Annotated in this window: 11 protein-coding genes and 1 tRNA gene; 7 read left to right on the top strand and 5 right to left on the bottom strand. The window is 57.9% G+C overall.

Translation table 11 applies throughout. The annotated features are described in order from the left end of the window. Positions 1-365 precede the first annotated feature (365 nt). Genes VN577_02590 through dinB form a run of 3 tightly spaced genes read left to right on the top strand, consistent with a single transcriptional unit; the run spans position 366 to position 3,519 of the window. Positions 366-1,019, top strand: coding sequence for a DUF5715 family protein (locus VN577_02590; GenBank protein HWR13687.1), 654 nt, complete (start codon positions 366-368; stop codon positions 1,017-1,019). Then, complete coding sequence (locus VN577_02585; GenBank protein ID HWR13686.1) at positions 1,006-2,247, top strand: dipeptidase; 1,242 nt, start codon at positions 1,006-1,008, stop codon at positions 2,245-2,247. Before VN577_02590 ends, VN577_02585 begins: the two co-directional genes overlap by 14 nt. 39 nt (positions 2,248-2,286) lie before the next feature. After that, positions 2,287-3,519 (top strand): DNA polymerase IV, encoded by a 1,233-nt coding sequence (dinB, locus tag VN577_02580; protein HWR13685.1) that lies wholly within the window; start codon positions 2,287-2,289, stop codon positions 3,517-3,519. 7 nt (positions 3,520-3,526) lie between these two features. Here dinB and VN577_02575 read toward each other — a convergent pair whose 3' ends face one another. From VN577_02575 to VN577_02555, 5 genes are all read right to left on the bottom strand, one after another. Further along, on the bottom strand, positions 3,527-4,792 hold the full coding sequence (locus VN577_02575; GenBank protein ID HWR13684.1) for a pyridoxal-dependent decarboxylase: 1,266 nt from the start codon (positions 4,790-4,792) through the stop codon (positions 3,527-3,529). Between the two features lie 146 nt (positions 4,793-4,938). Further along, the gene (locus VN577_02570; protein ID HWR13683.1) at positions 4,939-5,940 is read right to left on the bottom strand and encodes a hypothetical protein; all 1,002 of its coding nucleotides are present in this window, start codon (positions 5,938-5,940) and stop codon (positions 4,939-4,941) included. 113 nt (positions 5,941-6,053) lie between these two features. Continuing rightward, positions 6,054-6,626 carry an NADH-quinone oxidoreductase subunit B family protein gene (locus VN577_02565; protein ID HWR13682.1) on the bottom strand — a complete coding sequence of 191 codons (573 nt, stop codon included), beginning with the start codon at positions 6,624-6,626 and terminating at the stop codon, positions 6,054-6,056. 60 nt (positions 6,627-6,686) lie between these two features. Further along, positions 6,687-7,544 carry an alpha/beta hydrolase gene (locus VN577_02560; protein ID HWR13681.1) on the bottom strand — a complete coding sequence of 286 codons (858 nt, stop codon included), beginning with the start codon at positions 7,542-7,544 and terminating at the stop codon, positions 6,687-6,689. A gap of 3 nt (positions 7,545-7,547) precedes the next feature. Beyond that, positions 7,548-7,946, bottom strand: a complete 399-nt coding sequence (locus tag VN577_02555; GenBank protein ID HWR13680.1) for a carboxymuconolactone decarboxylase family protein — start codon at positions 7,944-7,946, stop codon at positions 7,548-7,550. Between the two features lie 92 nt (positions 7,947-8,038). Between VN577_02555 and VN577_02550 the strand changes: the two genes are divergently transcribed. The 4 genes from VN577_02550 to VN577_02535 all read left to right on the top strand — a co-directional run bounded on the left by VN577_02550 (position 8,039) and on the right by VN577_02535 (position 14,375). After that, positions 8,039-8,746 carry a TetR/AcrR family transcriptional regulator gene (locus tag VN577_02550; protein ID HWR13679.1) on the top strand — a complete coding sequence of 236 codons (708 nt, stop codon included), beginning with the start codon at positions 8,039-8,041 and terminating at the stop codon, positions 8,744-8,746. A gap of 29 nt (positions 8,747-8,775) precedes the next feature. After that, positions 8,776-8,851: transfer RNA gene (locus tag VN577_02545), tRNA-Ile, on the top strand. A gap of 105 nt (positions 8,852-8,956) precedes the next feature. After that, positions 8,957-11,344, top strand: coding sequence for an alkaline phosphatase family protein (locus VN577_02540; GenBank protein ID HWR13678.1), 2,388 nt, complete (start codon positions 8,957-8,959; stop codon positions 11,342-11,344). Positions 11,345-11,447: 103 nt separating this feature from the next. After that, entirely contained in the window at positions 11,448-14,375 is a 2,928-nt protein-coding gene (locus VN577_02535) for a TonB-dependent receptor (GenBank protein ID HWR13677.1), read from the top strand. Positions 14,376-14,387 lie beyond the last annotated feature (12 nt).

Genomic DNA, 14,387 nt, shown 5'->3' with positions numbered 1-14,387 from the left:
CACAGTACAGGCAGGATTCGACACAACGAACGCATACGGCCTCCGGTACGAAGGTAACCCCCACAAGTGCCGCACATTATAAGCCCCACCTGACACCATTGGCAGCAATATCTCTGGCTACTGAAACGCGCTGATCCGCATCGTATTTACCTGCGGAACTACTCTGGATGACGGTGAAAGACCGGAACGTACGTAACCATGGACCTATCACTTTCGAGACGGTCAAAAACGCCGAATGAGCCAATTTCTGGGGTACGTTTTCAGCATCTCTGGGCTACACTACAAGCCTTAGTTCCACATTCAATGGTTGCTTCAGAGGGCTATTCGTGACTCGTTGTAAACGTGCTACTGGGATCATTTGTCTGATGCTCGTCGTCTTCGCGGCTGATGCGTTCGCCGCAAAGCGCAACACACGTTCGAGTCACAAACACCGCCGCGTTCGCCATCTCCGCTGGAACCCCATGTTCCGCGGCTCGCACGACATGCTGGTCAAGCAGAACCTGATCATCAACGAACTCGAACTACCTCGCATCGTTGACGACGAGGAACTTGAACAGATCATTTACAACGAAGAACTCGTGCAGTTGGACGAAAGCCCGGCCCTGCGGATCGCTCCGAACCTTCTGGAAAATCGCCGCTACTGCCGGCCCTGGACCAAGAAGTTCATCGAAGATTTCAGCCAGGCTTTTTATGACGAGTTTAAGAAGCCCATCCAGGTGAACTCGGCTATCCGCACGGTGGAACAGCAGAAGAAACTCCGGCGCCGTAACCGCAATGCCGGCCCGATCGACGGAGACACGGCTTCCACCCACCTCACGGGAATCGCGCTCGATATCTCAAAGCGCGGTCTAAGCCGCAAGCAGCACAAGTGGATCGAGGAATACTTCCTCCCACTGAAGAACCTCGGCCTCATCGACCCGATTGAGGAACGTCGTCAACCCGTATTCCACGTTGTCGTGTTCGACCGCTATACTGAATGGCGCGAATCACAACAAGTGGCTACGGATGCTACCGATTAAAACTTACCTGCTACTCACTGTTTTCATGGCATGCGCGCTGGCTTCGGCGCAAACCAAGACTTCCAGGAAACCCAACGCGCGGGCGATCCACGACTCCGCCATCGTCATTGACACGCACGCGGACACTCCCGGGCGCTTCGTGGACGAAAACTTCGATCTCGCCACCGACACCCCCGTCACCCAGGGGCACTTCGATTTTGGCAAGGTTCAGCAGGGCAATCTCGGCGCTGAGTTCTTCTCTATCTGGGTAAGCCCGCAGATTAAAACTGGCTACGCCAAGCGCGCGCTCGACATGATCGACTCCGTTTACGAGCAGGCGCGTTTACATCCGGACAAGATGGTGATGGCATACTCGGCGGAAGACATCGTGAAGGCACGCACCGGCCCTCACAAGCGCCTCGCGTCATTGATGGGCGTTGAGGGCGGGCACGCCATCGAAAACGACATTCGCATCCTGCGCAATTTCTATCGACTCGGCGTCCGCTACATGACGCTCACCTGGGCGAATACGAACGAATGGGCCGACTCTTCCGGCGACCTCGATAAACCCGAAGTCCAGCACCACAACGGCCTCACCGACTTTGGCCGCGAAGTTGTGCGCGAAATGAACCGGCTCGGCATGATGGTGGACGTCTCCCACGTCTCCGATAAGACATTCTGGGACGTGATTGAAACGACGAAAGCCCCTGTGATCGCCTCGCACTCGTCGGCTCGTGCGCTCAACAGCCATCTCCGAAACATGACCGACGACATGCTTCGCGCCGTAGCGAAGAACAATGGCGTCGTCATGGTCAACTTCTACTCCGGCTTCATTGATGAGGACTATCGCAAGGCCTATGAAGCGCAGAAGCCCGAGCGTGAGAAGGCCGTACAGGAAATGAAGGATCACCTGCGTGCTCAGGGTCAGGATCCGGACAAAGTCGGCCAGTTTGACGTCGAAAAAGAAATGGCCGCTCGTATTCCGCGCCCGCCATTCGACTCGCTGATCAACCAGATTGATCACGTGGCAAAGGTCGCAGGCATCGACCATGTCGGCCTCGGCTCCGACTTCGACGGCATCACTTCCCTGCCGCAAGGTATTGATTCAGTAGCCGATCTGCCAAAAATCACCGAAGCGCTAGTGGAGCGAGGCTACACTGAGGAGCAGATCAAGAAGATTCTTGGCGGAAACCTGCTGCGGGTTTTCCGGGAAGTAGAGAAAGTGGCGAAAGAATCGAAGTCTCTCTGAGTTTTAGTTTTTAACAGGGTGTGGCCTTAGAATTGGCCTATGTCCACTGCCGCCCATCGTACGGTCTTCCACGTGGACATGGACGCCTTCTTCGTTTCCGTTGAAGAGCTCTTTGATCCGTCGCTGAAGGGCAAAGCCGTCGTCGTAGGCGGAAAGGCCGACGAGCGCGGCGTGGTGGCGGCCGCATCCTACGAAGCCCGCAAGTTCGGTGTGCACTCGGCTATGCCGCTGCGCACCGCGCACAAGCTGTGTCCTCACGCTGTATTCGTGTACGGGCATCCGGAGCGCTACCGCGAGCAGTCGCACAAGGTCCGCAGCGTTCTCCAGAAGTTCTCGCCACAGGTTGAGATGGCTTCCATTGACGAAGCCTATCTCGAGATGACCGGCACCGAGCGCCTTCACGGGCCTCCGCTCGCGGCCGCGCATGCTCTGCACCAGCAGGTAAAGTCCGAAACACGACTCAACTGTTCCATCGGAATCGGTACCTCACGGTTGATCGCCAAAGTTGCTTCCGATCAGGCCAAGCCCAATGGCGTCCTCTGGATCCCCGCGACTGAAGAAGCGCGATTTCTAGCGCCGCTACAGGTCCGGAAGATTCCCGGCGTCGGCAAGGTTACGGAAAAGAACCTGCACGACTTGGGGATCCGCAAAGTGGGTGATCTGGCCAAGCTTGACGAGAACTTTCTCGAAGAGCGGTTTGGGAAGTGGGGACTTGCTCTGGCCGGTAAGTCGCATGGACTCGATGCCGGCGGCTGGTTCGACGAAGAAATCGGGACCGACTCCGACCCGAAATCCATCAGTCATGAGCACACGTTCAACGACGATACCGCCGATAGCCAGGTCCTCGAATCCACGCTCGCCCGACTGTCCGAGATGGTCGGCCGTCGCCTGCGCGAGCATCAGCTTCATGCGCATACCATCCAACTGAAGCTGCGCTACAGCGATTTCACAACCATCACCCGCGCCCAGTCGCTGAGTACACTGACGCAGCTTGACACGGAGATCTTCGAGACCGTGCGCTCACTCTTCCGCCGCAACTGGAAGAAAAACGAGAAGATTCGGCTGTTGGGCGTGCATGCCGGGTCGCTCTCCAACGACCCCGGACAACTCGACCTCCTGGATGGCGATCGCCAAAAGCGCTGGAAAGATGCTCTTTCCGCAGCCGATAAACTGCGAGATAAATTCGGAGAATCCGCCGTATCACTCGGAACCGGACTCAAAGCTCATATCCGCGAAAAGACTCACGAGGCGCTGCCGGACAAAAAGAAGTAACCCGTCCTCAAGTGCGGTCGGACGTCAACAGATCGTTGGCGGCTGCAACCGTCTCCTCGATGATCGCCCTGACGTCAGCTTCCGTCGTTCGGTGATTGACGAAGCAGCACCGCAGCGCAAACTGCCCGTTGATCGTCGCGTTCGACAGGAATACCCGTCCTCGGTGCACAATCCGCTTCATCAATTTTTGGTTGAAATCATCCGACGCGTTTTTCCACCGGAAGCAGACAGCGCTAAGCGTCACCGATGCCATGCGTTCCAGCCTGGGTTCATCGTCCACGAGTCCGGCAAGCATTTGGGCATGGTCAAGGTCCTTCTGGATCGCCTTCCGGAATGCCGCTAGACCGTGATAGCGCAACGATAGCCACAGCTTCAGCGCCCTGAATCGGCGCGACAGCTCGATCGACTCCTCGAAGAAGGCATAACCCTCAAGCGGCTCAGTGTTGAGGACCTTCGTGTAGTCACCCGAATATGCGAACGTCTTGCGGGCAATTTCGGAATCCCGATACAACAACATGCCGCAGTCGAGAGGCTGGTAAAGCCACTTGTGAGGATCCAGAGAAAACGAATCCGCCAGCTCTATGCCCCGGAATTTCTCCGGGGCAGCCAGTGCCGCAAGTAATCCATACGCCCCATCAATGTGGAACCACAAACCATTCTCATGTGTTACTTTAGCTATTGCTTGTAAGTCGTCAATAGAGCCGGCATTAACGGTTCCACCATTAGCCACAACAGCGATGGCGCGCTTGCCGGTCTTGCGATCTTCCTCTACTGCTTTCTTAAGGGCATCCACGTCCATGCGGAAATCCGACAACACCGGAATATAACGGACATGGTTGCGTCCGAGTCCGAGCAGTGCCACAGCCTTGGGGATCGACATGTGAACCTCCGTCGAGGCATATACCACCGCCGGTTTGGCGCCTTCCTCGTTCGAAGGCATCTTGGCCTCTCGCGCCATGGCCAAACCCATCAGGTTCGCTGACGATCCGCCTCCGGTGAGGCTCCCCGTGAAACCGCCGCAGCCCATCGCTTCTGCGATCCACCGAATCACGGTGCGTTCGATTGAGATCGCGGCCGGGCCCGATCGCCAAGCGGTCACGTTCTGGTTCAAGACGGATGCGATGAAATCGCCGGTGGCCGCCACCGGGTCACCCGACCCCAGTACGTATCCGAAGAACCTTGGGCTGGGCGGACGAGAGTGAGCAAACACGTCCGGAATGGCATCGAGCGCCTGTGCGCCTATGCCCTGCTCGGGCACTGGTCCGCCGAACATCTGTGCAGATTGTTCTCCGCTGGTCTTGGGGAAGGCTGGGATGCTATCGAGCTCCCGAAGAAATTGCGTAAGGATCTCAGTAGTGCGGTTAGCGAGTGATTGAAATTCTTTCGGCGTGATGTTCACACCGGTATTTTACGACGTTGCTATTGCCCTTCTGCAGCGCCTTTTCCATGCCTGCTGGTAAACGCGACGGCGTTTCCTTCCAGCGGTTTCAGGATGAGCAATTTCGAGCGTCCTTCCCTCGCGCCGGGAACGTAGATCAGCTTCGACTCCGGATCGTAAGCCAGAGAGTTACTTCGTACGTCCATGTTTAGTTCGGCTTCGCGGGTCAGTCCGCCACTGCGCGTCTTGAAAATAGAAACGGTACCGCCTGAAGTGGCGAACAGCGTTCCGCTCGTTTGATCTAGCCACAGCGTGTCCACACCTGCGGGCGCGCCCACACGGCTCAGTTCGGTCCCCGAATCGGCATCGAGCGTTACGACCGCATACCTAACAGCAACGTACAAACGACGCGCATTCGCGTCCAGGACAAGGCCGGTTGGCTGCGAAGCTTTCAGCGTCCATTTGCTGACGGGTTTCAGTTCCAGGTCATAGGCCGCAACCGCGCGTTGGTCTTGCAGCGTCGTGTAGATCAACTTCTTCGTTGGATCGTAGACCAGTCGATCGGGCATGCCGCCGGCCTCCATCTTGTGGACCGTCTTTTGATCCGCCAGATCCAGATACGCCACCGAATGATCGCGTGCGTTGGACATGTACAACCTGTTCGTACCGGGCACATATAGAACGTGCTCAACTTCGTTTTGCACCGGCATCATGCCCTGCACATCCCAGGTCTCGGTCGACAAAGTCACAATGCTTCGACGATCCGGACTGCTCAGGAAAACGCGTCCGCCCTGCTCGTCGACGGCGATGCCCGACGCGCCCTGCACATGCTTCACGGTCGCGACCACGCGGCGTTTTGCCAGGTTGAAGATATCGACGGAGTCCGCACCGGAGTGTGCAATCAGCAGATGCCCATTGGCAATCGCGACGGCGCTAAACCCGGGCTGCCCGGGAAGGTCAATCATCGCAACCTGTCGCAAACGGGCTGCGTACAGCGGCGCAGCGAAGACAAGGCACAGCAGAGCAAGTCTGAACAGACGCACGGGACCTGAGTTCCTCTTCACGTCATTTGGGATGCGAACCGAAGCAGAGGTGTTGGATTTGGCACCAAAACGAAAACCCCGGCCGTCAGCCGGGGTCAAAAAGCATTCAGCTACTAGCCGATATTGAGTGCTTCCTTGAAGCTTCCGCGCTCCTTCTGGATCTTGTCCTGAAGCAGCGTAATGGCGTAGATCAACTGCTCCGGACGCGGCGGGCATCCCGGCACGTACACGTCAACCGGAATCACTTGGTTCACACCTTGAACAAGGGCGTAGTTGTTGAAGACGCCACCCGAGGTCGCACATGCGCCCATCGAGATCACCCACTTCGGCTCGGGCATCTGCTCGTAAAGGTGGCGAATAACCGGCGCCATCTTGTTCGATACGCGTCCCGCAATAATCATGAGGTCCGACTGCCGCGGCGAGGGCCGGAAAACTTCGGCGCCAAAGCGCGCAATATCGAAGCGCGAAGCGCCCATTGACATCATTTCAATCGCGCAACAAGCAAGGCCGAAGGTCATTGGCCAAAGAGAATTCTTGCGGATCCAGTTCACCACGTTGTCGAGCGACGTCATAACCACGCCTTCCGGCGGGCGCTCGCCCCATTCGACTTCCCGGATCTCTGTAACCTTCGAGTGCTGATGGCTGCCCATCAGATTTTCAAATCGAGTTTCGCCAATTCCGTTCATTGGAATCCATTCTAAATGGTCTAACTGTTTGATTCAAAACACTTGCTGAAGGCGGCAAAACTACATGTCCACAGTACAAAGAAAATTCGTAAGTGCTCGGACGACCGGCGCCGCTTCAAGCATGTGCAGCGAGTGTCCCAAGCCCAGCAATTTCGCGTGCTGCACCCCGGGGCAGGCCTCCTTGATTCGCCGGACATCTTCGTCAGTCATTAGTCCCGCCATCTTAGGATCGGCCTGGATCAGCAACGTGGGACAGTGAATCTTCTTGATGAACTCTGCTGGTTCCCATCCCCTGAATGCCCGGCCATCCAGGCACATGTTCAGGACGTCCTCATCCATTTGCGACAAGCTTTTTGCCCATGCCGAGAGATATGCGTCGTCGCAGCCCGGAAACATCTTCATTGGGACGCTCCCGAATACGGGCGACTCCAGGCACATCTCCGGCAACTTCCGCCGCAGCACCTCGTAGTCCGAATTGGCCCTCACGAAGTCGCGTACCTGGGTGAACATGCTCGGCAGTACGGTGCCTGCGAAGTCGGCCCCGAAGATGATGCTGTCCCCTATCGCCTGTGCGCGAACCATGCTCGGGTACAACGCCGAAAGATAAAGCGACACCATCCCGCCGAGCGAATGTCCAAAGATGAGAGGCGCTTGTCCGATGACTGTATCGATGAACTCGATTACGTCCTGGGCGTAATCCTCGCCACGGTAGCCGCCTTTCGCCCGACCCGACCTCCCGTGTCCGCGGAAGTCCATTGCGAACAGGTGGTAGCTCTGGGTCAGCGACGGTATAACCTGAACGAATTCCTGCCAGCGCTGCGTGATTCCGTGCAGCAGCAGTAGCGGAGGTCCGGCGTCTGGACCTTCCATGTAGTTGAGAGTGACTGCGCCCGTCTGAAACGACTTTTCTTTCAGCATGGTTTAGGAGTACAGCTCAGCCAGCAACGCGTATGCCCGCCGCAAATGCGGAATCACAATGCTTCCGCCGACCACCAGCGCCACATTCAGCGATTCTTCCTGCTCAGCCCGGCTCGCACCCAGCCTGTATGACTGGATGATGTGGTAGTTGATGCAGTCATCGCACCGCAAACCAGCCGACACCACCAGGCCCATGAGTTCCTTGTACTTCGCCGGAATCGCGCCTTCCAGGTACGTGTTGTGGTCGATGTTGTAAAAGCGCTTTACCAGATAATTGTCAGCGCCGTTCACAATCGTGTTCAGTCGCGAACGCGTTTCCAGGAACTGCCGCGCGATGGCGCTCCGGGCGGCGACTTCCTCTTCCGAGTGCACGTAGGTGGGTTCGCTGCGATCTGCCGGCATAACGGAAGCCTACCAGAATGGGAATTTCGAATCACGGTCAGCAGTCACACCACTGTCAATTCGGTGTAGAATCTGCGCATCATTCCGCAATTATGAGCAACTTTACCGTCACCGAGCCAATTCTTCCCGTCACGTCTTCCCACGACCGCATTCTTGCGGCCGCCAAGCGCTTGTTCGCGAGCCAGGGCTACGAGGCCACCAGCACAATGGCCATTGCCCGCCTTGCGGGCACCAGCGAATCGCAGATGATGAAGCACTTCGGAAGCAAGGAAGGCCTGCTCGAAGCCATCCTCGATGTCGGCTGGAAGAGTATGGAACCCGCGCTTGCTGCCCTGCAGTCCATGATCCCCGGACCGGAAAAGCTGCTAGCCATGTTGGATGTTGTTTTGAACACGCTCCACGAAGATCCGGACCTGAAGGAACTCCTCCTGCTCGAAGGACGCCGTATCCGCCGCGAGGGACGCATGGTCATCCTCAGCCCCGGCTATGTGCGCTTCGTGCAGATGGTGGACGACATCCTCAAGAAGATGGCCGACAGCGGCACCCTTCGCCCGGGCCTCGCTCCGGAAGCCGTGCGCTCGGCAATCATGGGAATGGCAGAAGGAATGATGCGCGACCAGGTTCTCGCCCGTCGCCGCGAGTTCCCTGCCAACTACTCGCTCGACGACTATCCGAAGCTCTTCGCGCTGTGTCTGAAGTCAGTCACGGTTAAGCCTGCTACCCAGGCGCCAGCGAAACCGAAGGCGAAGCCACAGAAGTCAGTAGCTCGCGCAAAAGCTAAGGCATCGGGCAGGCGATAGTTCCGGTACACTAATACGAGATTCAGAACGGGCCCGTAGCTCAACGGTTAGAGCAGAGGACTCATAATCCTTTGGTTCGGGGTTCAAATCCCTGCGGGCCCACCACAAGCCCCGTCCAGTCACCCCTTAATTTTTCTTCACCAAGCCGGCAACCAGCACAGCCCGGAACTGCTTTCCTACATCCTAAGTGGTTGCGCGCTTCGGGTTCCTATGTCTAGGCTGCTTCTCTGGATTTCGGGTCTGCTGGTTCTCTGCGCCTTCGCCTCGCCTGCCGAAGCAGCCGTTTCGTGCACCCTCAGTTCCACCAGTCCGTCGGTTACCGTGTGCAATCCGAAGAACGGTGCTACGGTCACTTCGCCTGTCACTATTGAAGCCGGCACCACCGACCGCGAGTATCCCGTCATCGCTATGGCGATCTACGTGGACAACAATCTCGCCTGGAAGCAGAACGTTTCCGAAGTCAACACCACCATCACCATGTCGGCCGGATCGCATTACGTCGTGGTCCAGGCATGGGATTCAGGTGGACGCGTTTTCAAAACGCCCATCAACATCACTGTAAGCACCAGTTCGTCGACGTGCGTCGCCAGCGGAGATCCGGCCGTCCGCATCTGTTCTCCGACTGCGGGCTCCACCGTCCCGTCGCCTGTCAACGTCGTTGCCGGATCTAACAACTCCGCCGGTGTTGTCGCCATGGCTGTTTATGTGGATAACCAGTTGGCGTACAAGGACTACGTCACCTCAGTCAACACGAACATCGCTCTGCCGAACGGGCCACATTACCTCGTCGTTCAGTCATGGGATTCGCTCGGTCGTGTGACGAAGGCGAGTTTGAATTTCAGCGTCGGCACAAGCAGTGGCGGCTGCAGTGCCGGAACCGCGCCATCCATCCATATCTGTTCGCCGACGCAGGGAACCTCAGTCACATCGCCTGTCCGAGTACAAGCCACTCCGGCCAGCACGAATCCTGTCGTTGCCATGGCGATCTACGTGGACAACACCCTCGCGTGGAAGCAGAACGTCAGCTCCATCGACACCACGCTCAACATCGCCGCCGGCCAGCACTATATGGTCGTGCAGTATTGGGATAGCACCGGCGCGGTCGTGAAGTCGTCTGTGAGTTTCAGCGTCCAAGGCTCGTTGCCGACGGTCACCTTCTCGGCGAACCCGACGACTATCAGTTACCCGCAGAGCTCAACCCTGAGCTGGACCACCTCGGGCGCGACGCAAGTCAGCATCGACAACGGGATCGGCGCGGTCCCGCTCTCCGGAAGCGTAACCGTTGCGCCGACAACTACCACCACCTACACGCTCACCGCCACGGGCAACGGTGGCACTCAGACCTCGAGCGTGACGGTCACCGTCAGCGGATCCCCCGGCGATCTCGTCAAGATCAACCATATCGTCTTCATGCTCCAGGAGAACCGCAGCTTCGATAACTACTTCGGAATGCTGAATCCCTACCGGGCGATGGTGGGATTGCCGCAAGACGTCGACGGCTTCACCCTGGACGCTAACGGCCTGCCTACGAACACCAATCCGAATTACGCCAACACAGGAACCGTGCGCGCGTTCAAGATGACATCAGTGTGCACAGAAAACGTGAGTCCGTCATGGAACGAGACTCACGTACAGGCCAACCGGTTCAACCCCGGTTCGACAACATCTTTGAACGACGGCTATGTCTTCACCGCCGCGAAGCTTGCGATCGATCGCGGCTACTACGACACGCAGGGACTACGCGCCATGGGTTATTACGACTGGACGCACCTGCCGTACTACTACTACATGGCGTCGCAATTCGGGACCTCTGATCGATTCTTTAGCGCAGCGCCCACGGCCACCAATCCGAATCGCCACTATCTGTACGCGGGTACTTCGGAGGGTCATGCATATCCGTGGAGCGGCCCAATTTCCGACCACAAGACCATCTTCGACCTGTTGTCCGAGGCCGGCATCACCTGGCGCATATATTCCGCCAGCTTCCAGGAATCCGTCTTCAACCAGTTCTCGTCGCTGGTGAACAAATATCCGAACAACATCGTCCCGATCGATCAGTACTTCACCGACGTCCAGAACGGAACGCTGCCACAGGTCGTGACCTTGGAAACCAGCGACCTTAACGAGCATCCGGCCAACAATATCCAGACCGGCTCCGCATACGTAAAGCGCGTTGTCGACGCACTGATGCAGAGCCAGTATTGGAACGACTCTGCCTTCTTCCTCACCTACGACGAAGCCGGTGGACTGTACGACCACATCGGACTACAACCGACCGTCAGCCCGGATGGCATTAAGCCGATCGACCTCGCCTCCACCGATATTCAGGGCGACTTCACCGTCACTGGATTCCGTGTGCCCCTCATCGTCGTGTCGCCATATGCGAAGGCTCACTACGTCTCGCACACGGCAGCCGACTTCACGGCCATTCTCAAATTCATTGAGAAACGCTATAACCTGCCGAACCTGACAGCACGCGACGCCGCACAGATTGATATGACAGAATTCTTCGACTTCGTAAATAAGCCCTGGGCCACGCCGCCTGCACCGCCGGCGCAACCAACCGATGGCCCTTGCTATTACGATCATCTCCCCTAAGCATCGGCGTCCCCGGCCTGTAAAGAACCGCTACTATCTCTGGTAGTAGCGGCGGAGTTAACGATAAGTTCGTGCTCCTACACGGGACGTGGGGACGTCACGAATGCAAAAGCTGTTTCTGGCCTTTACTGCTATCTGCCTGCTCACATTTTCCGCGCAGGCCTTCGCACAAACACCCGATACCGCTACGGTACGGGGAACCATTACTGACTTCTCCGGCGCTGCGGTGGCAGGAGTGACCGTCACAGCCTCGAACCAGTTGACCGGACTCCAGCGCTTCGTTACCAGCACCAGCCGTGGCGAATTTTCGCTCTCCGGGCTTCCGGTGACTGGAAGCTACCGCATCCACGCCGAACATCCGGGATTTGCTTCCGCTGAGATGGAACACGTGTCCCTTCTCGGAGGCGCGACCGCCACCATCGCCATACAGCTTCGACCGTCTGGCGGGAAGACTGAGATCACGGTGAGGGGCACCTCCGGCGAGGTTCGCGATGACCAACCGCAAATCGGCACCAACCTGAGCACGCTCCAGATCCACGAAACGCCGCTCCTCAACCGGCGCATCACCTATCTGCCGCTCCTGAATTCCGCCAATCGACCCGCCATCAACACCGGCGACGCCTTTGCAAACCAGAACCTCTACACCACCAACGGCGCAGGGCGTCGGCAGACCAACTTCGTCGTGGATGGCGGCTCCGGAATCGACCTTTGGGGACGCCAGACCATCATGACGAACATCCCCGCCGACTCCCTCCAAGACATGACAATCCTGAATAACGCGTTCTCCGCGGAATACGGAGCAGGCGTCGGAAGCGTGGTGAACATCGTCACCCGGACCGGAGGGAACAGTTATCACGGCAGCCTGCTTGGACTGTATCGTCCAGCTGCCTGGGGAGCTCAATTATGGCGTGGAAACAATGCGGCGTCCGGAGTGCAGGTTCGGTCTGACGACATGAAGCAGTTTGCCGCGAACATCGGCGGTCCCATCGGCTCCAGCGGCAAGACCCATTTTTTGCTCAACGGCGAGTACACGTGGCAGAACCGCACCTCGCCTGTCACGGCGCCGGTCGCTCCCGGCAACTTCGTCGGCCACTATCGCGGATGGCTCGGCTTCGCTCGTTTCGATCACCAGATCAACTCAAGCAATACTGCGTTTGTCCGTCTATCCGCCGATTCCTTCCGCGACACCAATCCCGGCGGAGCTGTGGGAGGTAATTCTCTTCCCGCCACGGGACGAATTTTCCGACGTCGCACCTACACCGCCGAAATCGGTGAAACCGCCGTTCTCAGCAGCAATCTCATCAACAACTTCCGGGCGTCGTTCGCGCTCGGATCGCCGATCACCGAGTTTGAGCCCATCGTCTACAGCACTCAGGTGCAGGTTCCGATCAGCAACAGTTCGGTAAGCGGAACCTTTACCAGCGGCACGTCACAGGCGGCGAAACTCCAGAACCGCCAATTCGAATTAGCAAATACCCTTTCGCTTACCAACGGCCGCCACACTCTGAAGTTCGGCGCCGACATCATCCATGCCCACAACGGAGGCAACAGCAAGGAATTCGGCGGCCCCAATTACCTCGGCACTCTCGTATACAAGCAGTGCACGCTCGACACCGTCACCTGCGAGACGACGTATCTGAACAGCATCGCCAACGTTCAGAGCTACAGCCAGAGCTTCGGCAACGCCGTTTACACCGTAGACGACACTCTCTGGTCGTTGTTCACGCAGGACGACATTCGCGTCACCAACCGCCTCACGCTGAACGCTGGTCTGCGTTACGAGCGCCAGACCTTCACCGACGCGACAAAGAATTTCGCTCCCCGAGTGGGCTTCGCCGCTGACCTCTTCGGCGACGGCAAAACCGCCCTTCGTGGCGGATACGGAATCTACTACTCAACTATTCCCGATAACCTCGCCGCCAACCACGTACTCTCAGCTCCCGAAGGCGTCTTTACCTTCACGGCAACCGCAGGCCAGGTTGGATTTCCGTCGAATGTCGATGTGGTCCCCTACGCATCATTGCCCTCGGGTGCTGCCGTACCGGTGCGGTCGCTCTACATCCGCCCCGGCATGGCCGCGTATTACAACCAGTTCATCCCCGTTTCTGCGCTGAAGGGCTATCAGGACTCCCTGCTGAACCCCTACTCTCAGCAGTGGACCTTGGGTGTGGAGCGAGAACTCGTGCAGCACTGGGTCCTGAGCGTCGATTACGTCGGCTCGCGCACTTTGCACATCAACCGCCCACTCGACGTGAATCCACCCACAAGTTTTCTTCGCACTGCACAGGGGCAATCCCGCTCCGCTGCCGCGGCCAACTGCACCCGTCCAACATGGAGGCTCTGGTATGCCGAGCACGGCACCACCTGCGGCACGAATCCACAGCCGCCGTATTCCGTTATCACCTCCGACGTAAACAACGGCTACGCGAACTACAACGCACTTCAGGCGAATCTCAAACACCGCTTCAGCACACGACTGGAAGTGCTCGCTTCCTACACCTGGTCGCATGCGCTCGATAACGTTGATCCCGACATTCCGGGCCAGAATCCCAACGATCCCAACTTCACCGACTCCGAGGAATACGCCGACGCCATCTTCGACCAGCGCCATCGCTTCGTCCTGAGTGGTGTGTTCGCAACACCTTTTAAGTTCAACTTGGGCGGCGTGATGACGCTCGGCAGCGGCCTGCCCTACAACATCACTACCGGAACGAACAACAGCGGTGACACGGGCGCAACCGCCGATCGTCCCATCGTCGATGGCTCAGTGCTTCGTCGCAATTCAGGGCGCGGCGACGCAATTTTCGAACTATCGCCGTTCGTCGAGCGCCCCATCCGCTTCACTGAAAATCTGGAGCTCAAGCTCCGCGCGGAGGCGTTCAACATCACCAACCACCCGAACTTCGTCGGATACAACTCGGTGTACGGCAACGGTGCTGCGCCGCCCGCAAGTTTCGGTACCCCAGCGACGGGATTCACGGCACAACTGCCTGCACGCTCGTTCCAGTTTTCGGCGCGGCTGTCTTTCTAAAGACAGCGGCGG

It is taken from the genome of Terriglobales bacterium (genome assembly GCA_035561515.1).
Classification (GTDB): domain Bacteria; phylum Acidobacteriota; class Terriglobia; order Terriglobales; family Acidobacteriaceae; genus DATMXP01.
The sequence above is the reverse complement of the archived record's forward strand: the minus strand, read 5'-3'. Positions and strand labels throughout refer to the sequence as shown.

Excerpts from the sequence above, each read along its gene's own strand:
- VN577_02590 (HWR13687.1), top strand. The coding sequence starts at position 366 with ATGCTCGTCGTCTTCGCGGCTGATGCGTTCGCCGCAAAGCGCAACACA.
- VN577_02585 (HWR13686.1), top strand. The coding sequence starts at position 1,006 with ATGCTACCGATTAAAACTTACCTGCTACTCACTGTTTTCATGGCATGC.
- dinB (HWR13685.1), top strand. The coding sequence starts at position 2,287 with ATGTCCACTGCCGCCCATCGTACGGTCTTCCACGTGGACATGGACGCC.
- VN577_02575 (HWR13684.1), bottom strand. The coding sequence starts at position 4,792 with ATGTTCGGCGGACCAGTGCCCGAGCAGGGCATAGGCGCACAGGCGCTC.
- VN577_02565 (HWR13682.1), bottom strand. The coding sequence starts at position 6,626 with ATGAACGGAATTGGCGAAACTCGATTTGAAAATCTGATGGGCAGCCAT.
- VN577_02560 (HWR13681.1), bottom strand. The coding sequence starts at position 7,544 with ATGCTGAAAGAAAAGTCGTTTCAGACGGGCGCAGTCACTCTCAACTAC.
- VN577_02555 (HWR13680.1), bottom strand. The coding sequence starts at position 7,946 with ATGCCGGCAGATCGCAGCGAACCCACCTACGTGCACTCGGAAGAGGAA.
- VN577_02550 (HWR13679.1), top strand. The coding sequence starts at position 8,039 with ATGAGCAACTTTACCGTCACCGAGCCAATTCTTCCCGTCACGTCTTCC.
- VN577_02540 (HWR13678.1), top strand. The coding sequence starts at position 8,957 with ATGTCTAGGCTGCTTCTCTGGATTTCGGGTCTGCTGGTTCTCTGCGCC.
- VN577_02535 (HWR13677.1), top strand. The coding sequence starts at position 11,448 with ATGCAAAAGCTGTTTCTGGCCTTTACTGCTATCTGCCTGCTCACATTT.